Here is a 19886-nt window from a genome sequence, read left to right on the forward strand (position 1 = left end):
CGCCGGGTAATAAAAACAATGCACCCAAGCCTGACCGAAACACCTGCACTGTCGCGCCGTAGCCTGCTGAAATTCAGCCTCGGCGCCACGGCGTTTCTCGCCACCGCCGGACTCGGCGCCAGCCTCAGCGGCTGTTCGTCGAGCGTCGCGGCCAACGGTTTTGTCTCGTTGCGCGACGGCGACCTGCTGTTTCTGCGCGCACTGATTCCGGTGATGCTCCATGGCGCTGTGGCGGCTGAAAAAATGCCGGGCGCTGTTGATGGCACGCTCAAATCGCTGGACTACAGCCTCGATCACCTGTCGCCGGAAATGCTCAAACTCAGCCGGCAACTGTTCGATGTCCTCGGCATGGCCGTGACACGCGGGCCACTCACGGGAATCTGGGGCAGTTGGGAAAATGCCAGCCCCGAGGCGATGCGGCATTTTCTTGATCGCTGGGAGAACAGCTCGTTGAGCCTGCTGCGCATGGGGCATAGCTCGTTGCAGCAGATGGTGATGATGGCCTGGTATACCCGCGCAGAATCGTGGGCGCATTGCGGTTATCCCGGCCCGCCTACTGTTTGAGATTAGCGGCGCGGCCTTCGCGAGCAGGCTCGCTCCCACAGGGGAATGCATTTCAAATGTGGGAGCGAGCCTGCTCGCGAAGTGGTCGGCCGCCACACCGCCGCATCCAAAAATAATAAAGAGAACCTGATCGATGCCCGTACCCGACCCGTTCCGCGAAGGCCTCGCCCGAGGCTGGAAAACCTACAACGGCGCACAACTGAGCGACGACCTGACCCTGGAGGCCGACGTGGCCATCATCGGCAGCGGCGCCGGGGGCGGCACCACCGCGGAAATCCTCAGCGCCGCCGGCTACAAAGTCCTGCTGATCGAAGAAGGCCCGCTGAAAACCAGTTCCGATTTCAAAATGCTTGAAGACCAGGCCTACAGCAGCCTCTATCAGGAAGGCATCGGCCGCATGAGCAAGGACGGCGCAATCACCATCCTGCAAGGACGCGCGGTCGGCGGCACCACGCTGATCAACTGGACCTCGAGCTTTCGCACCCCGGAGCCGACACTCGAACACTGGGCCAAGGAACACAACGTCAAAGGTCACAGCCCCGCCGAGATGGCGCCGTGGTTCGAGAAAATGGAACAACGCCTCGGCGTCGCCCCGTGGATGGTCCCGCCCAACGCCAACAACGATGTGATCCGCAAAGGCTGCGAGCACCTCGGTTACAGCTGGCACGTGATCCCGCGCAATGTGCGCGGCTGCTGGAATCTCGGTTACTGCGGAATGGGCTGCCCGAGCAACGCCAAGCAATCAATGATGGTCACGACCATTCCGGCGACGCTGGAAAAGGGCGGCGAGCTGCTTTATCTGGCCCGCGCGGAGAAGCTGCTGATCAGCGGCGACAAGGTCACCGGCCTGCAATGCGTGGCGATGGATGAGCGCTGCGTCGAGCAGACCGGGCGTAGTATCACGGTCAAGGCGCGGCATTACGTATTAGCTGGCGGCGGTATCAACAGCCCGGCACTGCTGCTGCGTTCGGATGCACCGGACCCGCACAAATGCTTAGGCAAACGGACTTTCCTGCACCCGGTGAACATGTCCGCTGCGCGCTTCGATGAAGTCATCAACCCGTTTTACGGGGCGCCGCAGTCGATCTATTCCGACCATTTCCAATGGAAGGACGGCACCACCGGGCCGATGGCCTTCAAACTTGAAGTACCGCCGCTGCACCCGGCACTGGCGGCCACCCTGCTCGGCGGCTTTGGCGAGGAAAGCGCGCAACACATGGCGGACCTGCCGCACACCCACGCCATGTTGGCCTTGCTGCGTGACGGTTTTCACCCGGACAGCACCGGTGGCGCAGTCGAGTTGCGTGGCGATGGTTCGCCGGTGCTCGACTATCAGGTTTCACCCTACGCCTGGGAAGGCCTGCGCCGGGCCTTTCAGGTCATGGCCGAAATCCAGTTCGCCGGCGGCGCAAAATCGGTGATGCCGATGCACGCCGACGCCCGTTACGTGAAAACCCTGGCTGAGGCACGCACGCTGATCGATGGTTTGAGCCTGGAGTTGTATCGCACACGACTCGGCAGCGCTCACGTCATGGGCGGTTGCGCGATGGGCGAAGACCCTAAAAGCGCGGTCACCGACAGTCTCGGCCGGCATCATCAACTGACTAATCTGTCGATTCACGACGGCTCACTGTTCCCCACCAGTATCGGCGCCAACCCGCAGCTGTCGGTGTATGGCCTGACCGCACAACTGGCGACGTCCCTCGCCGATCGGCTGAGAAACCCGTGAAAAAACCGATTATTCGCATCGTCTATAGTGCTTTCTTACCCAACAGGCGACTTGGCCGACCGGGACGGCTGCGATACCATCCGACTCCCCAACGGACTCCCGCCAGGACGACGCGATGAACCGAGTGTTGTACCCAGGTACCTTCGACCCTATTACCAAGGGCCATGGCGATCTGGTCGAACGCGCCTCGCGCCTGTTCGATCACGTGATTATCGCGGTCGCTGCCAGCCCGAAGAAAAACCCGCTGTTCCCGCTGGAACAACGGGTCGAACTGGCTCGCGAGGTCACCAAACACCTGCCTAACGTGGAAGTGGTCGGTTTCTCGACGCTGCTCGCGCATTTCGCCAAAGAGCAGAACGCCAATGTGTTCCTGCGTGGTCTGCGCGCGGTGTCGGACTTCGAATACGAATTCCAGCTGGCCAACATGAACCGCCAGTTGGCCCCGGATGTGGAGAGCCTGTTTCTCACACCGTCCGAGCGTTATTCGTTCATTTCCTCGACGCTGGTGCGGGAAATTGCCGCGCTGGGCGGCGATATCAGCAAGTTCGTCCACCCGGCCGTGGCTGACGCGCTGACCCTGCGCTTTAAAAAGTAGGAGCAGCCGAAGGCTCGGGCTGCGATCAGACGATCTTTGTTTTTTGATCGCAGCTATCAGTGCCCTTGATCGCAGCCGCGTGCACTGCGCTCGCCAATGCGGCACAATTGCGCGCATTGATTTATTGCGCCCGGGCCCGCCGCCCCGGCTGGAGTTAGCATGTCCCTGATCATCACCGACGATTGCATCAACTGCGACGTCTGCGAACCCGAGTGCCCGAACGCCGCCATTTCCCAGGGCGAAGAGATCTATGTGATCGACCCCAACCTGTGCACCCAGTGCGTCGGCCACTACGACGAACCACAGTGCCAGCAGGTTTGCCCGGTGGATTGCATTCCGCTGGACGAGGCTCATCCGGAGACTGAAGAACAGTTGATGGACAAGTACCGCCTGATCACTGGCAAGGCCTGATTTTTCAGCGCCTGTACCGACGCCATCGCGAGCAGGCTCACTCCTACATTGGAACGCATTTCAATTGTAGGAGTGAGCCTGCTCGCGATGAGGCCGCCAGCCTCACAGTTAAACCCTGATCAGCTTACTCACGCTGCTCAAACCCCTCCCCGATACACCCCAGACACCGAACAAAAGCGGCTTTCGCCGGATCCACCACCAACGCCTGCCCCGCATCGCCAATCCCGCCGCCCAGCGCGGTAAACGGCAACGACACGACAAACGCCCCCGCACCGATCACCGTCGCCACCACCAATAAAGGTCGGGCAATCAGCAAATCGCCAAGCATGGCGTAGGCCGGGGGATTCTGGATGGTGTAACGCGGGTCACCGCTGCCATTTTCCGCGGCCTGAACAGCCAGACTGGAACACAGCAGCAGCGCAACAAAGAGGACTTGCAAGGACTTCATGGCACGATCCTTCGGGCTTAACAGTGAGACAACTCACTATAGACCGTAGGACCTTTTCAGCTTTTTGCCTCAGCTCTGGCAGCGCGGGCAGAACACACTGGCACGCTGGCCCAGCTTCACTTCACGCAGCCCGGTGCCACAGACCTTGCAGTGTTCACCACCGCGGCCATAGACAAACAGCTCCTGCTGGAAATAGCCCGGCTGACCGTCACCACCAATAAAATCACGCAACGTTGTACCGCCACGCTCGATGGCGGCGGCAAGAATGCGTTTGATCTCGATCGCCAGCTTCAGGTATCGCCCCCGGGAAATCCCCCCCGCCTCGCGGCGCGGATCAATCCCGGCAGCAAACAGCGCTTCGGTCGCATAGATATTGCCGACCCCGACCACCACTGCGTTGTCCATGATGAACGGTTTGACCGCCATGGATCGCCCGCGCGACAGCTGAAACAAGCGCTCGCCATCGAACAGATCAGTCAGCGGCTCCGGGCCGAGGCGAATCAGCAGCTCATGATTGAGTGGATCATTGCTCCACAACATCGCGCCGAAACGCCGCGGGTCGGTGTAGCGCAGCGCCAGTCCCGACTCCAGCTCGATATCGACGTGTTCGTGTTTGAGCGCCGGCAACCCGACCTCGACCAGACGCAAATTGCCCGACATGCCCAAATGGCTGATCAGCGTGCCAACCTCGGCGTTGATCAACAGATACTTGGCACGACGTTCGACCAGCACAATGCGCTGCCCCGAGAGGCGCACATCGAGATCCTCGGGAATCGGCCAGCGCAACCGCCGGTCACGCACGATCACCCGACTGACACGCTGGCCTTCCAGATGCGGAGCGATGCCGCGGCGGGTGGTTTCGACTTCTGGCAGTTCAGGCATGGCGTCCTCGAATCAATGCGCGCCGAGGTCGCGGATCGTTTGTTTGAGGGTTTCGAAGTCGTAATCCGACAGTCCTACATAGTCGAGTACCAGCGGGCCGACGGCGCTCCATTCGAAATCTTCGGTCTGGTTGCCCAGTACCCGATACGAAGCGCAAATGTGTTCGGCCATTTTCAGGATCGCCAGCAGGTTTTTCAGCTGACTGTTGCGCGACGATTCATCGCTGAAGATCGCCAGGGCGTTGTGGTGATTGGCGATGGCCGCACTGACGTGTTCCGGCAGGCGCCACGACTTGGCGGTGTAGTAACCGACCACCGCGTGGTTGGTGTTGAACTCGCTGTTCTCGGTGTCGACCACCCGACATTCGGCGCTGGCATTGGCGTAGGCGGTTTCCAGCACCGACATGTAGTTAGGGAAGCGCTGCAGCATCAACGGCACGCCGCAATCGTGGAACAGGCCCAAGGCATACGCCTCGTCGCCGGCCTGAGTGCCGACGCGTTTGGCCAGCGTCAGGCACGTCATCGCCACGTCCTGGGCGGTATCCCAGAAGCGGTTGAGCGTGACGATGGTGTCATCGTTCATCTCGCCCTTGATCGACTGCGCGTTGATCAGGTTGATGATCGAACGACTGCCCAGCAGGTTCACCGCGCGTTGAATCGAGGTGATCTTGTTGCTCAGGCCGTAATACGGCGAGTTGACGATTTTCAGCAGCGAGCCGGACAGGCCGGGATCCTGGGCGATCAGCTTGGCGATCACCTCCAGGTCCGGGTCGGGCATGTACTGCTCCATTTGCAGATCCACCATGATCTGCGGTTGCGCCGGCACACTGATGCCTTGCAGCGATTGTTGAATCTGTTCGGTGGTCAGCTCTTGGGACATAAGTACACACTCTGGGACAGGCGGCGATTCTAACCTCTAAAAACCGCGAGACGACACACCAGTGGGCAATTGTCAGGAACTTTCATTCAGGCCACGGCTTCGGAATCTGTAATGCCCAACGGATCACTCCGATCCTTTGCGGCGGCAAACTCCCACAGACTCAGGAGCTTATCGATGGCCACTTCCCTCAACGGCAAGCGCGTCGCTTTTTTGGTAACCGATGGTTTCGAACAGGTTGAATTGACAGGTCCCAAGCAAGCGTTGGAGCAAGCTGGCGCGCAGGTCGACATCCTTTCGGCAGAGGCCGGCAAGGTCAAAGGCTGGAATCACGACAAGCCGGCGGATGATTTCAAGGTCGATCAGACCTTCCAGAGCGCCAGCAGCGAACAGTACGACGCGATCGTCCTGCCGGGCGGCGTGCAGAACTCCGACACCATTCGCATCGACCAGGACGCCCAGCATCTGGTCAAGACTGGCGCGTCTGCCGGCAAACCGATTGCGGTGATCTGCCATGGCGGCTGGCTGCTGATCTCGGCGGGGCTGGTCAACGGCAAAACCATGACCAGTTACAAGACGCTCAAGGACGACCTGGTCAATGCCGGGGCCAATTGGGTCGATAAAGAAGTGGTCAAGGATGGTCACCTGATCAGTAGCCGTCAGCCGGATGATATTCCGGCGTTCAACAAAGAGCTGATCGACGCACTGTCTGCGTAGCATTGGGGACCGCATTCGCGAGCAGGCTCGCTCACATTGGTCTTGTGTCGGTCACAAGCCCTTTGTGCGAGCCTGCTCGCGAAGGGGCCATCAGCGTTTCATCGCTCATCAAACCCGACACAAGTCGCAACACGCTATACTCCCGCTCTTTTTTCCGGAGCGACGTCATGTCCCTGCCTAGCTTGCGCCTCAAAGCCAACGCCGACCGTCGCCTGCGCGCCGGTCACCTGTGGGTCTACAGCAACGAAATCGATGTAGCCGCCACCCCTTTGCACGGCTTCCAGGCCGGCGATCAAGCCATCCTCGAAGCCGCTGGCGGCAAGCCGTTGGGCATCGTGGCGATGAGCCCGAACAACCTGATCTGCGCCCGCCTGCTGTCGCGCGACATTAAAGTTGCGCTGGACAAATCGCTGCTGGTGCACCGCCTGAACGTGGCCCTGTCGCTGCGCGAGCGCCTGTTCGACAAGCCGTTCTATCGTCTGGTCTACGGTGACTCCGACTTGCTGCCAGGTCTGGTGGTCGACCGTTTCGGCGACATCCTTGTGGTCCAGATCGCCTCGGCGACCATGGAAGCGCATAAAGATGACGTGATCGCGGCGCTGACCCAAGTGCTCAAGCCAAGCGGCATTCTGTTCAAGAACGACTCCGCCGCGCGTGACGCCGAAGGCCTCAACCGCTACGTCGAAACCGTGTTCGGCCTGGTGCCGGAGTGGGTGGCGCTGGAAGAGAACGGCGTGAAGTTCGAAGCGCCAGTCATTCAGGGCCAGAAAACCGGCTGGTTCTACGATCACCGCATGAACCGTGCTCGCCTGGCCCCTTATGCCAAAGGCAAACGCGTTCTCGACCTCTATAGCTACATCGGTGGCTGGGGCGTGCAGGCTGCCGCTTTCGGCGCCAGCGAAGTGTTCTGCGTCGATGCCTCGGCGTTCGCCCTCGACGGTGTTGAGCGCAACGCTGCGCTGAACGGTTTCGCCGACAAGATGACCTGCATCGAAGGCGATGTCTTTGAAGCGCTGAAAGAACTGAAAGCCAGCGAAGAGCGCTTCGACGTGATCGTTGCCGACCCGCCAGCGTTCATCAAGCGCAAGAAAGACATGAAAAACGGCGAAGGCGCCTACCGTCGCCTGAACGAGCAAGCCATGCGCCTGCTCAACAAGGACGGCATCCTGGTTAGCGCATCATGCTCGATGCACCTGCCGGAAGATGACCTGCAGAACATCCTGCTGACCAGCGCCCGTCACCTGGATCGCAACATCCAGTTGCTCGAGCGTGGCGGTCAGGGCCCGGATCACCCGGTGCACCCGGCCATCGCCGAAACGCGCTACATCAAGAGCATCACCTGCCGCCTGCTGCCCAACAGCTGATACACGCGGATAAGAGGGGAGCCAGCAGGCTCCCTTTTTTTGCACGCGGCCCTGCCTCTTCGTTATTCCCCAACACTTCCTACAATTATTTTCGCGTTAACGTGCAGGATATTTCCTTACGTCTTTTAATTGCTGAAACTTTCCCTACAAGTTTATTTCCGACTAAAGACTGCTCCGACAAAATTACTGGAAATTTCCTACCTAATATCCTCTTGCCAATAATCCATTACAAACTATTATGAAGTTGTCGCCACGAGGTGACTTCAACTATCAACGAACAAGGAGTTCACATCATGAAAAGTATTTCTCTGGAAAGTAAAAAAATCGCAAACCTGGCTTTTCTGGTTGCGTCCAAAGCCCGTTAAGTGAGTCAGGACGCCGGGGAGTGCCGGCAACCCGGCGTCCTTTTGACTTTATCCAGAGTGAATCGACCCACATGCACATCAATCCTTATCTATTTATATTGCCGCGTTCGCCCGGACAAATTGTGTGGAACTATAAAAACTATACTCAACACGAGCTCGACCTGAACTACGTCTCTCGCCTCGCCCAACTAATAAACAAGCCAGACCTCTTCGACACCGACAACATAATAGACATACAACTATTAAACGCGGACATACTAACCGTTTCAAAAATAGACACTCCAGAATGGGGCTGGGACGAACTGTCAAAGATTTATCATATCGGCACGCAAAATATTCCCTGTGAACATATTCCTCAGAACATCCATGAGTGGGCCAGACAATATCTGGCGCACTGCAACGAGGTATTGGCCACTCCACCTCCCGCAAACAACTGCCCGCAGCTTGAACCTGAGCAACGCATTGCCCTGCCTGCTCCGTGCGCGTTGGGTAATGACAGCCTGAAAAGTGCACTGCTAAAGCGAAAAACCTGTCGCAGCTACACCGGTGCAGCGATGACCCTCAATGACGTCGGCACTCTGCTCTATCTTTCTCTCGGCTATCTGCACGAACGCGAACAGGATTGCGACGACAGCATCGCCACAGGCCTTGGTGCTCGTCGAAGCAGCCCTTCCGGTGGAGGCCTGAACGCCTGCGAAGGCTTCTTGCTGGCCCGGAATGTTGTTGACCTAGAGCGCGGCATTTATGCCTACCATCCGGTCGATCATTCCCTGAGCCGGGTCAATTCGTTGCCTGAACCCGCCCTGGGCCAATTGCTCGGCGGTCAACACTTCATCAACAACCTGCCACTGGGGTTGTTCATCACCGCCCGTTTTGACCGGCTCTGGTGGAAGTATGAACACTCGCGGGCCTACCGCATGGCCTTCGTTGAAGCCGGCCACCTGTCGCAAACCTTTCAACTGGTCGCCACGGCACTGGGCCTCAACACCTGGCTGACCGGGGCATTTGCCGACCGTCAGGTCGAAGCACTCCTCAATCTCGAGGGTAGCGCTGAACAACCACTGTTTTTTGTTGGCTGCGGAGAAAGCGATGGACAGGTGATGTGCAGTGAGATGCGCGAACTGTTGCGCGAGGGGCAGGCATGAGCCAGTCAATTGCGGACCCGGATGAAGCGCCAGTGTCATGGGCACTCAAATTCACCTTGGGCGATTGGGCGAGCCGTGCTTCCGTGCGCAGCAGTACCCATGATTATCAATTGCCCGACGATGTGCCGCAGCAGCTGCAAACCCGCCACTGGTTTCCACCTGCGTTTCTGCCCTACCTGGCACATCCGGTCATTCAAGCCGCCGGGCGTGATGTGCTGCACCGGCTATCAGCCAACCATCTGGTGCACTTTCTCGATTACACCACGCTGCTCGAACACCGCATCGTCAATCGTGCCGTGGAAGTCATCGTGCACCGTGAGCTGCCCATCTACGTGCCTCTGGCAATGAAACACGCGGCGCTGCAGCTCTACACCGACGAGGGTTACCACGCACTGTTCTCCAATCGACTCGCTGAGCAGATCGCCAGCTTTTACGGGATCACCGGACGTCCGGCGATTCCAAAGCGCATCACCCGCCTTAACGCATTGATCGCTCGCACACCGGAGAAGAATCGACCACTGGCATGGTTTCTGCTCGGTTTCGTCTCGGAGACCATCATCGCCCGGGAGCTGCTGGACGTCTGTCGCGACAGCCTGGTGTCCAGCGTAAGCGACATGCTGCGCGACCACCTGACTGATGAAGCCCGCCACAGTCGTTACTTCGCCGAGGTGTTCCATTACTTCTGGCTGTCCATGAACAGCCGCCAGCGCCTGTTTGTCAGCAAAACACTGCTGGAGATCATCGGGATTTTTTTCGAGGTCGACGAACACTGGCTGCAACAGAGTTTGCGAGGAGCAGGCATTGCCGACAGCGATGTGAGGGACATCATCGGCGGCATGGCAACGGCGCACGCCAATCGTGCACGCGCACGATCAGGCTCCATTGCAACGCTGGACGCACTGCGCAAGGCCGGTTTTTTCGCACTTCCTCATAACCAGAAACTTTTTGCCAAGGCAGGACTGATCGATGGATAAAGGAAAATCCGTGGTAACCACAACGCAGCGCCGCGCTGCTGTCAGCCTGTTGCTGGCCATGGTGCTGCTAGGCGTGTTTCCACTGGATGTCCTGCTGCCGTCTTTTCCAGCATTGGCGGCACACTTTCGCAGCTCACCGGCGGATATCGCACTGTCCATCAGCCTGTTCGCCGTGGGGATCGCATTTGCCCAGCTCCTGATCGGCCCGCTCTCGGACGTGATCGGGCGCAAAGGCTTGTTACTCGCCGGCATGAGCGTGTCGATGCTGGGAGCGCTCGGTTGCGTCATGACCTCCGATTACACGCTATTCCTTGTATTCCGGGTGATGCAGGCCTTGGGCTGTGGCTGCTTCGTGCTGTCCCAGGCGCTGGTACAGGATCTGTTCGAAGGCGAGGAGCGCGACCGTTTGCGTATCCTGATGGTCACGGCTACCGGGATTTTCATCTCGGTGTCGCCGCTGGCCGGGACCTTTCTGCAAGCCACACTCGGCTGGCGCGGCAGCTTCTGGGTGTTTACCGCGTTGTCCGCCATGGTGCTGATCAAGGCCTGGCTGTTTTTGCACAACAGCCGTCCAACCTACAGTGCTGCGCGACTCGGTTTCATCCAGTCGTACCGACGGGTACTGGGGGATTTCGAATTTGTCGGCTACTGGCTGATCTCGGCGTTTGCATTTGCCTGCCACTTCTCGTTCATCGTTATTTCGCCGCTGATCTTCATGGATCAACTGCAACTCGCGCCTTATGACTTTTCATTGATTCTGCTGGTTTACGGTGCTGCCTATGTTGTCGGCGGCATCCTCGCGGCCGTATTGAATCGACGCATTACACCGGTTCAGCAAATCTTCGCCGGACTGAGCCTGATACTGCTGTCGGGAATGGCGATGCTATACCTGTCGGCCAACCATGCATTGGCCCCGGCCACCGTGCTGATCCCGATGCTGATCTGCACCGCGGGCACCACCATTGCTCGACCTGCCGCCACCTCGCGGGCCATGGGCCTGTTTCCTGAAAACGCCGGGACTTCGGCCTCGGCGGGCAGCACGATCATCTTTATTTGTGGCGGACTTATCAGCGCGTTGATCAGCCTCAGCCCGGTCAATCTGCAATCAACGCTGGGCTACAGTTTTGTGCTGCTGAGCACGATAGCGCTGGTACTCAACAACAAGCTCAGCCGTCGCGCCAGAGAGCATGAAGCCAATGCCGCAGTGCAGTCCGGTGGTGATTAAACCTGCCGGCCGTCATTCCATATACACCGTCTGCGCTGGAACAACGCTTTGCGCCATTCCCTCCAGACGCCAGCGGTGTAGAATCGGCTGATTCATCGCCATTCATCCCCCGGCGGGTTTATGAGCTCAGGCTGAGACCAGCGGCGATCCCGCAACGTCATCGGCAACATCACGGACACACGGCCATTTCTGAGTGTTCCAGACGTCAATAGAAGCTCACTCCCCTTTTGCACCTGATTAGTAAGTGATTAGCCGCCCGGAGTGCTCCATGCCAGATTACCGCTCGAAAACATCCACCCACGGCCGCAACATGGCCGGTGCCCGCGCACTGTGGCGCGCCACGGGGATGAAAGATGACGACTTCAAAAAGCCGATCATCGCCATTGCCAACTCCTTCACCCAGTTCGTACCGGGCCACGTGCACCTGAAGGATCTGGGCCAACTGGTCGCCCGCGAAATCGAACGCGCCGGCGGTGTAGCGAAAGAATTCAACACCATCGCCGTGGATGACGGCATCGCCATGGGCCACGACGGCATGCTGTACTCGCTGCCGAGCCGCGAGATCATCGCCGACTCCGTCGAGTACATGGTCAACGCCCACTGTGCTGACGCCATTGTCTGCATTTCCAACTGCGACAAGATCACCCCGGGCATGTTGATGGCTGCCTTGCGCCTGAACATTCCGGTGATCTTCGTTTCCGGCGGCCCGATGGAAGCCGGCAAGACCAAACTCGCGTCCCACGGCCTCGACCTTGTCGACGCCATGGTGATCGCCGCCGACGAAAGCGCTTCTGACGAGAAAGTCGCTGAGTACGAGCGCAGCGCCTGCCCGACCTGCGGTTCGTGCTCCGGCATGTTCACCGCCAACTCAATGAACTGCCTGACAGAAGCACTGGGTCTGGCACTGCCGGGCAACGGTTCGACCCTCGCCACCCACAGCGATCGCGAACAACTGTTCCTGCAGGCCGGCCGTACCATCGTCGAACTGTGCAAACGCTACTACGGCGAGAACGACGAATCGGTGCTGCCGCGCAACATCGCCAACTTCAAAGCGTTCGAGAACGCGATGATGCTCGACATCGCCATGGGCGGTTCGACCAACACCATCCTGCACTTGCTCGCTGCTGCCCAAGAGGCGGAAATCGATTTCGACCTGCGCGACATCGATCGTCTTTCGCGCACTGTTCCGCAACTGTGCAAAGTTGCGCCGAACATCCAGAAGTACCACATGGAAGACGTACACCGCGCCGGCGGCATCTTCAGCATCCTCGGTTCGCTGGCCCGTGGCGGCTTGCTGCACACCGACCTGCCGACCGTGCACAGCCGCAGCATGGAAGAAGCCATCGCCAAGTGGGACATCACCCAGACCACCGATGAAGCGGTGCATCACTTCTTCAAGGCCGGCCCTGCCGGTATCCCGACGCAGACGGCGTTCAGCCAGTCGACCCGTTGGGAAACCCTCGATGACGACCGTGAAAACGGCTGTATCCGCAGTTTCGAACACGCCTATTCGCAAGAAGGTGGCCTGGCCGTGCTGTACGGCAACATCGCGCTCGATGGCTGCGTGGTGAAAACCGCCGGTGTCGACGAATCGATCCACGTCTTCGAAGGCAACGCGAAGATCTTTGAAAGCCAGGACAGCGCCGTACGCGGCATCCTCGCTGACGAAGTGAAGGCTGGCGACATCGTCATCATTCGCTACGAAGGCCCGAAAGGCGGCCCGGGCATGCAGGAAATGCTCTACCCGACTTCGTACCTGAAATCCAAAGGCCTGGGCAAAGCCTGCGCCCTGCTCACCGACGGTCGTTTCTCCGGCGGTACTTCGGGTCTGTCCATCGGCCACGCTTCGCCAGAAGCCGCCGCCGGTGGCGCGATCGGTCTGGTGCAGGACGGCGACAAAGTGCTGATCGACATTCCGAACCGCTCGATCAACCTGTTGGTCAGCGACGAAGAACTGGCCGCACGCCGTGCTGAGCAGGACAAAAAGGGCTGGAAACCTGTGGAAGTGCGTCCACGTAAAGTGACCACTGCCCTCAAGGCCTACGCCCTGCTGGCGACCAGTGCCGACAAAGGTGCTGTGCGTAACAAAGCGATGCTCGACGGGCTGTAAGCCTTAAGCGTCGAATAAAAGAATGCCCCGCCTGAGTGCGGGGCATTTTTGTGTCTGAGCGAAATCCCAAAGTCACAGCAGATCAAACTGTGGGAGCGAGCCTGCTCGCGAATACGGTATATCAGAAACAGAGATGGTGACTGACACTACGCTTTCGCGAGCAGGCTCGCTCCCACATTGGATCGGTGTGGCTTACTGAATTTCCTCAGGTTTGACGATCACCCAGTTCTTGTCCGCCGTCACCGGCAACCCTTCTTTCGCCTGCGCCGCCGCGTGCTTGGCCATCATGCCGTTGATCTGCGCCATGTACTTGTCCTTGCGGTTGATCCACAAGTGAATGCCGCCCTTGGCCACGTCGACATCGTGGAACAGCATGTAACCATCGCTGGTCGGGGTATCGCCGCCAACCAGTACCGGTTTTTTCCATTCGTCGATGTAGGTGAGAATCGCCGCGTGCTTGCCGGCCATCCACGTCGCCGGCGTCCACAGGTACGGCGTCAGCTCAAGGCCGAGGTTGGCCTTCTCGTCATATTTGCCGGCGGTGATCTGTTTGCGTGCGGTGGTCAGTTCGTTGGTTTCGCGGTTCTTCAGCAGCGTGGTCACGCCAATGACGTTCTGCGGTTTGACGTTGTAGCCGTACTTCGGATCCGCCGCGACCATGCGCACCAGCTCTTCAGAGGCGGCGGTCATCACGTAGACCTCGATGCCGTTCTCCATCAGCTTGTTGTACAGCTCCTGCTGGCCGGTGAAGATCTTCGGCGGATTGACGTCGAGTTTCTTCACCACATCGCCTTCGTAATAAGTCGCCGGCACCGGTTTGCCTGAAGCCATCAGCTCATCGACGTAGCCTTTGAGTTCCTTGAGGGTGAAACCGGAGAACACCTGCGCCACCCACGGGTAGCAGACCATGTCGTCGACTTCGCAGAGGCGATAGTAGTAACTGAACAGGCTTTCCTTGTGGTCGGCGGTGTCCTTGAACGGCATCAGTTTCAGGGAAGGATCGAGTTTGTCGCGGGTGATCAGGCCCTTGTTTTCCATGAACGGCAACAACGACTCTTCGAGGTCGTAGCGGTAACTGGTGTTGTCCATGTCGAACACCGCGTAGTTACCCTTGTTGGCATTGGCGGCGATCATCGCATCCAGCGCCTTGGCCTGATCGGCCGGCCAGTGTTTCAGGTCAGTAGCGAACGCCTGAGTGGCCAGGCCCATGCCCACCGTCAGTGCGACAGCCAGAAATTTCGGTGCGAACTTCATAAGCCTCTTCTCCCTGATTCAAAGAGATCGACGCTAACAAATATGTGTGACAGTCCTCGCCTGTCAGCGACCGCCCACGTCCCTATCGCGCCAGATGCATTGCCGAGAGCGACACGGGCTTATTCCAAAAACGACGGACGCCCTAAGATTTCGGTATTAAATCATTGCAAATCAAGCTGTTAGGCTTGCCGGTTCGCAGCAGCCCCGGAAGGCTGTTGGCAAAGTCTTTCTGGAGTTCTCATGAATCTACCGTTGATTCTCAACCTGCTGGTGTTCCTCGCCCTGCTCTTCGGTCTGGCGCAAACCCGCCACACCACGTGGAGTCTGGCGAAAAAAGTCCTGCTCGCACTGGCGATGGGCGTCGCGTTCGGCGTGGCCCTGCACACCCTTTACGGTGCCGGCAACCCGGTGCTGAAAGCCTCGATCGGCTGGTTCGATCTGGTCGGCAACGGCTACGTACAGTTGCTGCAAATGATCGTTATCCCGCTGGTGTTCGCCTCGATCCTCAGCGCCGTAGCACGCCTGCACAACGCCTCGTCGCTGGGCAAGATCAGCTTCCTGACCATCGGCACCCTGCTGTTCACCACCGCGATTGCGGCGCTGATCGGCATCGGCCTGACCAACCTGTTCGGCCTCACTGCCGAAGGTCTGGTCGCTGGCACTCAGGAAATGGCCCGTCTGCAAACCATTCAGACTGACTACGCCGGCAAAGTTGCCGACCTGAATGTGCCGCAACTGCTGCTGTCGTTCATCCCGCAAAACCCGTTTGCCGATCTGGCGCGGGCCAAGCCGACCTCGATCATCAGCGTGGTGATTTTCGCTGCGTTCCTGGGGGTTGCGGCGCTGCAACTGCTCAAGGATGACGTCGAGAAAGGTCAGAAAGTGATCAACGCCATCGACACCCTGCAAGCCTGGGTGATGCGTCTGGTACGTCTGGTGATGAAACTGACCCCGTACGGCGTGCTGGCGCTGATGACCAAAGTGGTCGCCGGCTCCAACCTGCAAGACATCATCAAGCTCGGCAGTTTTGTCGTGGTGTCGTACCTCGGTCTGGGCCTGATGTTCGTCGTGCACGGCGTACTGGTGTCGGCCGCCGGGATCAACCCGCTGCGTTTCTTCCGCAAGATCTGGCCGGTGCTGACGTTCGCGTTCACCAGCCGCTCCAGCGCCGCGAGCATTCCGCTGAGCATTGAAGCGCAAACCCGTCGTCTGGGGATTCCGCAGTCGGTGGCGAGTTTTGCCGCGTCGTTCGGTGCGACCATCGGCCAGAACGGTTGTGCCGGTCTGTACCCGGCGATGTTGGCAGTGATGGTTGCGCCGACCGTGGGCATCAACCCGCTGGATCCACTGTGGATCGCGACGCTGGTGGCGATTGTGACCTTGAGTTCGGCGGGTGTGGCCGGTGTGGGTGGCGGCGCGACGTTCGCGGCGCTGATCGTGCTGCCGGCGATGGGTTTGCCGGTGTCACTGGTGGCGTTGCTGATTTCGGTTGAGCCGCTGATTGATATGGGCCGCACGGCGTTGAACGTGAGTGGTTCGATTACGGCCGGTGCGATTACCAGTCAGGTGATGCAGCAGACGGATAAAGAGCTGCTGGATGCCGATGAGCATGCGGAGTTGGCTCAGGCTTAAGTAGCGCCTGACAGACCGCTATCGCGAGCAGGCTCACTCCTACAATTGGAATGCGTTCCCCCCTGTAAGAGTGAGCCTGCTCGCGATGCTTTTAGGCTTTTTCCCAAACCTCAAAGCTGTACGCGGGTTTGTCGCCCTCAGCCGGATTCGGCACATTCGACACCAGCTTCCACTGGTGCAAATCAAACTCAGGAAACCACGCATCCCCCTCCGGGCTCAACGCCACGCGAGTCAGATACAGACGATCCGCCTGCTCCAGCCCTTGCGCATACAGCTGCGCGCCGCCAATCAGCATCAGCTCATCGACGCCCTGGGCTTTCGCCCACTCTTCGGCGCGAACCACGGCAGCTTCCAGCGACGGATAAACCTCGGCACCTTCGAGCACCAGATCGGCCTGACGGCTGACCACGATGTTCAAGCGCCCCGGCAACGGTCGACCGAGCGAATCCCAGGTCTTGCGACCCATGATGATCGGCTTGCCCAAGGTGGTGGCCTTGAAGTATTTGAAGTCCCCCGGCAGGTGCCAGGGCATGCTGTTGTCGACGCCGATCACGCGGTTTTCACCGAGGGCTGCGATCAGGCTGAGGGGGAGTGATTTAGTCATGCCGGCGAGGATACCAGAGCCGCGCTTACCCCGATAAGCGCCACAGCGGTTATGCTCAGCGCTCAATTAAGCGACGGGACGCTGCGTGACTGAACTGACTCCACTGCAAAACCTCTGGCTCACCGAAACCGTGCGCCTGCGCGAAGAACACGCAGGCCCATTGGATGATCTGGAAGCCAATCGTCTGGCCCGCACCGCCGGCGGTGATCTGCCGAGCCGCATTCAGCGCCGGGCGCTCTGGCTGGCCGAGCGCGACGGGCTGACCAATGCTCTGAAACACTGGCTGCAAGGCGCGCGTCTGGCGTTGCTGCTGATGGCGCTGCTGGCCTGCGTCACCGGGGCGGGCATGGCATTTTCTGCGCTCGGCGACGGTACGCGAGCGGTAAACATTTTCTGGGCGCTGGGCACGTTGCTCGGGGTCAATCTGATCCTGCTGCTGAGCTGGGCATTCGGCCTGCTATTCGCTGGCGAACACGCGGCAGCGCTTGGCAGATTGTGGCTGTGGCTCAGCGAGAAATTTGCCCGGGACGCCAAAGCCGCGCAATTACCCCCCGCATTACTGGTCCTGCTGCAACGCCACAAACTCAATCGCTGGGCGATTGGCTCGCTGGTCAATGGCCTGTGGTTGCTGATCATGTTCAGCGCGCTGAGCATGCTGATATTGATGATGGCCACCCGGCAATATGACTTCATCTGGGAAAGCACGCTGCTTGGCGCTGACTTCTTCGCGGCACTGACTGATGCGTTGACGGTTATTCCCCATGCGCTGGGCTGGAGTGCGCCGAGCGTGGACATGATTCGCGTAACGCTGGACACCGATTACAACCGCGTCCTGGTTCGCCAGATGTGGGCGATATGGCTGGTCGGCGCGGTGCTGATCTATGGCGTGCTCCCCCGCCTGCTGCTGATGCTGTTCTGCCGTTGGCGCTGGAAACGTGGGCGTGATCGCTTGCGTCTGGAGCTGAACCTGCCCGGCTACGCGCATCTGCGCGAACGTCTGATGCCGACCAGCGAACGCCTTGGCGTCAACGACCCGGAGCCTGCGCAGTTGCATCGCGTCGAAAGCAGCGTCGGCGAACTCGCCAGCGAAGGCGCGTTGCTGGTCGCCATCGAACTCGACGAACAACGTCCATGGCCACCCGCGCTGCCGAAAAACGTCAGTAACGCCGGCATCCTCGACAGCCGCGAATCGCGGCACAAACTCCTCGAACAACTCAGCCGTTTTCCACCGGCACGTCTGGCGATTGCCTGCGACCCACGGCGCTCGCCGGATCGCGGCAGCCTCGCCTTGATCGCCGAACTGGCGCGCAGCGCCGGCGAAACCCGTGTCTGGCTGCTGCAAGCGCCGCCGGGCGACGCACTGGATGCCGAACGCCTCGGCGACTGGCACGTTGCGCTGCAACAACTGGAGTTGCCGTTCGCCGATTGCGCGCCGTTGAACTGGTTGGAGACGGGTCATGACTGATGCCTGGAAAGCGCCGCTGAAACTCGCGGTGGTCGGCCACACTAACGTCGGCAAGACCTCGCTGCTGCGCACGCTGACCCGCGACGTGGGTTTTGGCGAAGTGTCCCATCGCCCGAGCACTACCCGGCATGTCGAGGGCGCGCGGTTGTCGGTGGACGGCGAACCGTTGCTCGACCTCTACGACACGCCGGGACTGGAAGATGCCATCGCCCTGCTGGATTTTCTCGAACGCCTGGAACGCCCCGGCGAACGCCTCGATGGCCCGGCGCGGCTGGCGCGGTTCCTCGACGGCAGCGAGGCTCGCCAGCGCTTTGAGCAGGAGGCCAAAGTGCTGCGGCAATTGCTCGCCTCCGACGCCGGTTTATACGTGATCGATGCGCGCGAACCGGTGCTGGCCAAGTACCGCGATGAACTGGAAGTGCTGGCCAGTTGCGGCAAACCGTTGCTGCCGGTGCTGAATTTTGTCAGCAGTGCCAACCATCGCGAGCCGGATTGGCGTGAAGCGTTGGCACGGCTTGGGCTGCATGCACTGGTGCGTTTCGACAGTGTGGCGCCGCCCGAGGATGGCGAGCGGCGGCTGTATGAAAGTCTGGCGCTGCTGCTGGAAAATGCCCGTCCGCAATTGGAACGGTTGATTGCTGATCAACAGGCTCAGCGCCTGGCGCGGCAGCAAAGTGCGGCGCGCTTGATTGCTGAATTGTTGATCGACTGCGCCGCGTGCCGACGCAGTGTGGTCAGCGAGGCGGAGCAGGAGCAGCAAGCCATCAGCGAACTGCGCAAGGCTGTGCGCCAGCGCGAGCAGAAGTGTGTTGAGGCGTTGCTCAAGCTTTACGCGTTCCGACCACAGGATGCCGCGGCGAGTGATTTGCCGTTGCTCGATGGACGCTGGGGTGATGACTTGTTCAACCCGGAAACCCTCAAGCAACTCGGTGTGCGCGTGGGCGGCGGTATTGCTGCCGGTGCAGCGGCGGGGGCTGGTGTGGACTTGCTGGTTGGCGGGATCACCCTCGGCGCGGCGGCGTTGGCGGGGGCGATTGCCGGGGGTGCGCTGCAGACGGCGCGCAGTTATGGCAGTCGCTTGCTCGGCAAGATCAAAGGGCAGCGTGAGCTGACGGTGGATGACGGGGTGTTGCGACTGTTGGCGCTGCGCCAGCGGCAGTTGGTGTTGGCGCTGGATCAGCGTGGGCATGCGGCGATGGACGCGGTTCAGGTGGCGACCCCGCAGGATAAAACCTGGCGTGAGGGCAAGTTGCCGGAAGCGCTGAACAAGGCGCGGGCGCATCCGCAGTGGTCGTCGTTGAATCCGCAGGCGAAGTTGAATCAGGCTGAGCGGCAAGAGCAGATTGAGGGGTTGGTTGATCGGGTGCTTGAGCTTTAGATCGCTACCCCCTCACCCCAGCCCTCTCCCCCAAGGGGTAGAGGGGGAAGGGAGCAGATCTCCAGGCTTTTCAAACCTGAGTTCGGCTGGATATTTCAGGTCGATGTATCACCTGAGAACAACTCCGTAGGCCCCCTCTCCCTCCGGG

18 protein-coding genes are annotated in these 19886 nt (G+C 59.8%); 13 read left to right on the forward strand and 5 right to left on the reverse strand.

Features of this window, described 5'->3' with window-relative positions; translation table 11 throughout:
* Positions 1 to 18 precede the first annotated feature (18 nt).
* From PspS49_RS27870 to PspS49_RS27885, 4 genes are all read left to right on the forward strand, one after another.
* Positions 19 to 564 (forward strand): twin-arginine translocation pathway signal protein, encoded by a 546-nt coding sequence (locus PspS49_RS27870; RefSeq protein WP_160042219.1) that lies wholly within the window; start codon positions 19 to 21, stop codon positions 562 to 564.
* 133 nt (positions 565 to 697) lie between these two features.
* Positions 698 to 2293 (forward strand): GMC family oxidoreductase, encoded by a 1596-nt coding sequence (locus PspS49_RS27875; protein WP_160042221.1) that lies wholly within the window; start codon positions 698 to 700, stop codon positions 2291 to 2293.
* A gap of 115 nt (positions 2294 to 2408) precedes the next feature.
* Positions 2409 to 2888 (forward strand): pantetheine-phosphate adenylyltransferase, encoded by a 480-nt coding sequence (coaD, locus tag PspS49_RS27880; protein ID WP_003229157.1) that lies wholly within the window; start codon positions 2409 to 2411, stop codon positions 2886 to 2888.
* 159 nt (positions 2889 to 3047) lie between these two features.
* Entirely contained in the window at positions 3048 to 3299 is a 252-nt protein-coding gene (locus tag PspS49_RS27885) for a YfhL family 4Fe-4S dicluster ferredoxin (protein ID WP_003234652.1), read from the forward strand.
* A 124-nt stretch (positions 3300 to 3423) separates the two neighbouring features.
* On the opposite strand, the gene PspS49_RS27890 is transcribed toward PspS49_RS27885, so the two are convergent.
* The 3 genes from PspS49_RS27890 to PspS49_RS27900 form a co-directional block, all read right to left on the reverse strand.
* Entirely contained in the window at positions 3424 to 3747 is a 324-nt protein-coding gene (locus PspS49_RS27890) for a multidrug transporter (RefSeq protein ID WP_110718043.1), read from the reverse strand.
* Positions 3748 to 3816: 69 nt separating this feature from the next.
* On the reverse strand, positions 3817 to 4629 hold the full coding sequence (gene mutM, locus PspS49_RS27895) for a bifunctional DNA-formamidopyrimidine glycosylase/DNA-(apurinic or apyrimidinic site) lyase (RefSeq protein WP_007913582.1): 813 nt from the start codon (positions 4627 to 4629) through the stop codon (positions 3817 to 3819).
* Positions 4630 to 4641: 12 nt separating this feature from the next.
* Complete coding sequence (locus PspS49_RS27900; protein WP_174245144.1) at positions 4642 to 5454, reverse strand: HDOD domain-containing protein; 813 nt, start codon at positions 5452 to 5454, stop codon at positions 4642 to 4644.
* A 228-nt stretch (positions 5455 to 5682) separates the two neighbouring features.
* Between PspS49_RS27900 and PspS49_RS27905 the strand changes: the two genes are divergently transcribed.
* The 6 genes from PspS49_RS27905 to ilvD all read left to right on the forward strand — a co-directional run bounded on the left by PspS49_RS27905 (position 5683) and on the right by ilvD (position 13405).
* The gene (locus PspS49_RS27905; protein WP_160042223.1) at positions 5683 to 6222 is read left to right on the forward strand and encodes a type 1 glutamine amidotransferase domain-containing protein; all 540 of its coding nucleotides are present in this window, start codon (positions 5683 to 5685) and stop codon (positions 6220 to 6222) included.
* A gap of 167 nt (positions 6223 to 6389) precedes the next feature.
* Positions 6390 to 7586 carry a class I SAM-dependent rRNA methyltransferase gene (locus PspS49_RS27910; RefSeq protein WP_095121546.1) on the forward strand — a complete coding sequence of 399 codons (1197 nt, stop codon included), beginning with the start codon at positions 6390 to 6392 and terminating at the stop codon, positions 7584 to 7586.
* Between the two features lie 436 nt (positions 7587 to 8022).
* Positions 8023 to 9096 (forward strand): SagB family peptide dehydrogenase, encoded by a 1074-nt coding sequence (locus PspS49_RS27915; protein WP_160042225.1) that lies wholly within the window; start codon positions 8023 to 8025, stop codon positions 9094 to 9096.
* On the forward strand, positions 9093 to 10070 hold the full coding sequence (locus PspS49_RS27920; protein ID WP_127930135.1) for a diiron oxygenase: 978 nt from the start codon (positions 9093 to 9095) through the stop codon (positions 10068 to 10070). The genes PspS49_RS27915 and PspS49_RS27920 overlap by 4 nt, the downstream gene beginning before the upstream one ends.
* Positions 10063 to 11295 carry a multidrug effflux MFS transporter gene (locus tag PspS49_RS27925; RefSeq protein ID WP_127930136.1) on the forward strand — a complete coding sequence of 411 codons (1233 nt, stop codon included), beginning with the start codon at positions 10063 to 10065 and terminating at the stop codon, positions 11293 to 11295. The genes PspS49_RS27920 and PspS49_RS27925 overlap by 8 nt, the downstream gene beginning before the upstream one ends.
* Before the next feature lie 268 nt (positions 11296 to 11563).
* Entirely contained in the window at positions 11564 to 13405 is a 1842-nt protein-coding gene (gene ilvD / locus PspS49_RS27930; protein WP_077574927.1) for a dihydroxy-acid dehydratase, read from the forward strand.
* 192 nt (positions 13406 to 13597) lie between these two features.
* Here the strand turns inward: ilvD and PspS49_RS27935 are convergent, their stop codons facing one another.
* Complete coding sequence (locus PspS49_RS27935) at positions 13598 to 14659, reverse strand: haloacid dehalogenase-like hydrolase (RefSeq protein WP_160042227.1); 1062 nt, start codon at positions 14657 to 14659, stop codon at positions 13598 to 13600.
* A 240-nt stretch (positions 14660 to 14899) separates the two neighbouring features.
* Here PspS49_RS27935 and PspS49_RS27940 point away from each other — a divergent pair, with 240 nt between their 5' ends.
* Positions 14900 to 16291 (forward strand): L-cystine transporter, encoded by a 1392-nt coding sequence (locus PspS49_RS27940; RefSeq protein WP_150749771.1) that lies wholly within the window; start codon positions 14900 to 14902, stop codon positions 16289 to 16291.
* Between the two features lie 91 nt (positions 16292 to 16382).
* On the opposite strand, the gene PspS49_RS27945 is transcribed toward PspS49_RS27940, so the two are convergent.
* Positions 16383 to 16895, reverse strand: coding sequence for a dihydrofolate reductase (locus tag PspS49_RS27945; protein ID WP_150749772.1), 513 nt, complete (start codon positions 16893 to 16895; stop codon positions 16383 to 16385).
* A gap of 85 nt (positions 16896 to 16980) precedes the next feature.
* Here PspS49_RS27945 and PspS49_RS27950 point away from each other — a divergent pair, with 85 nt between their 5' ends.
* Positions 16981 to 18360 carry a DUF2868 domain-containing protein gene (locus tag PspS49_RS27950; protein WP_160042229.1) on the forward strand — a complete coding sequence of 460 codons (1380 nt, stop codon included), beginning with the start codon at positions 16981 to 16983 and terminating at the stop codon, positions 18358 to 18360.
* A complete protein-coding gene (locus PspS49_RS27955; RefSeq protein ID WP_160042231.1) occupies positions 18353 to 19738 on the forward strand; it encodes a GTPase/DUF3482 domain-containing protein in 1386 nt (461 codons plus the stop codon). The genes PspS49_RS27950 and PspS49_RS27955 overlap by 8 nt, the downstream gene beginning before the upstream one ends.
* The last annotated feature ends 148 nt before the right edge of the window (positions 19739 to 19886 follow it).

The sequence above is a fragment of the Pseudomonas sp. S49 genome (genome assembly GCF_009866785.1).
Classification (GTDB): domain Bacteria; phylum Pseudomonadota; class Gammaproteobacteria; order Pseudomonadales; family Pseudomonadaceae; genus Aquipseudomonas.

Coding starts and splice junctions, on each gene's coding strand:
- PspS49_RS27910 (WP_095121546.1), top strand. CDS start 6,390: ATGTCCCTGCCTAGCTTGCGCCTCAAAGCCAACGCCGACCGTCGCCTG.
- PspS49_RS27870 (WP_160042219.1), top strand. CDS start 19: ATGCACCCAAGCCTGACCGAAACACCTGCACTGTCGCGCCGTAGCCTG.
- PspS49_RS27920 (WP_127930135.1), top strand. CDS start 9,093: ATGAGCCAGTCAATTGCGGACCCGGATGAAGCGCCAGTGTCATGGGCA.
- PspS49_RS27890 (WP_110718043.1), bottom strand. CDS start 3,747: ATGAAGTCCTTGCAAGTCCTCTTTGTTGCGCTGCTGCTGTGTTCCAGT.
- PspS49_RS27925 (WP_127930136.1), top strand. CDS start 10,063: ATGGATAAAGGAAAATCCGTGGTAACCACAACGCAGCGCCGCGCTGCT.
- PspS49_RS27940 (WP_150749771.1), top strand. CDS start 14,900: ATGAATCTACCGTTGATTCTCAACCTGCTGGTGTTCCTCGCCCTGCTC.
- PspS49_RS27955 (WP_160042231.1), top strand. CDS start 18,353: ATGACTGATGCCTGGAAAGCGCCGCTGAAACTCGCGGTGGTCGGCCAC.
- ilvD (WP_077574927.1), top strand. CDS start 11,564: ATGCCAGATTACCGCTCGAAAACATCCACCCACGGCCGCAACATGGCC.
- PspS49_RS27935 (WP_160042227.1), bottom strand. CDS start 14,659: ATGAAGTTCGCACCGAAATTTCTGGCTGTCGCACTGACGGTGGGCATG.
- mutM (WP_007913582.1), bottom strand. CDS start 4,629: ATGCCTGAACTGCCAGAAGTCGAAACCACCCGCCGCGGCATCGCTCCG.
- PspS49_RS27915 (WP_160042225.1), top strand. CDS start 8,023: ATGCACATCAATCCTTATCTATTTATATTGCCGCGTTCGCCCGGACAA.
- coaD (WP_003229157.1), top strand. CDS start 2,409: ATGAACCGAGTGTTGTACCCAGGTACCTTCGACCCTATTACCAAGGGC.
- PspS49_RS27885 (WP_003234652.1), top strand. CDS start 3,048: ATGTCCCTGATCATCACCGACGATTGCATCAACTGCGACGTCTGCGAA.
- PspS49_RS27875 (WP_160042221.1), top strand. CDS start 698: ATGCCCGTACCCGACCCGTTCCGCGAAGGCCTCGCCCGAGGCTGGAAA.
- PspS49_RS27945 (WP_150749772.1), bottom strand. CDS start 16,895: ATGACTAAATCACTCCCCCTCAGCCTGATCGCAGCCCTCGGTGAAAAC.
- PspS49_RS27905 (WP_160042223.1), top strand. CDS start 5,683: ATGGCCACTTCCCTCAACGGCAAGCGCGTCGCTTTTTTGGTAACCGAT.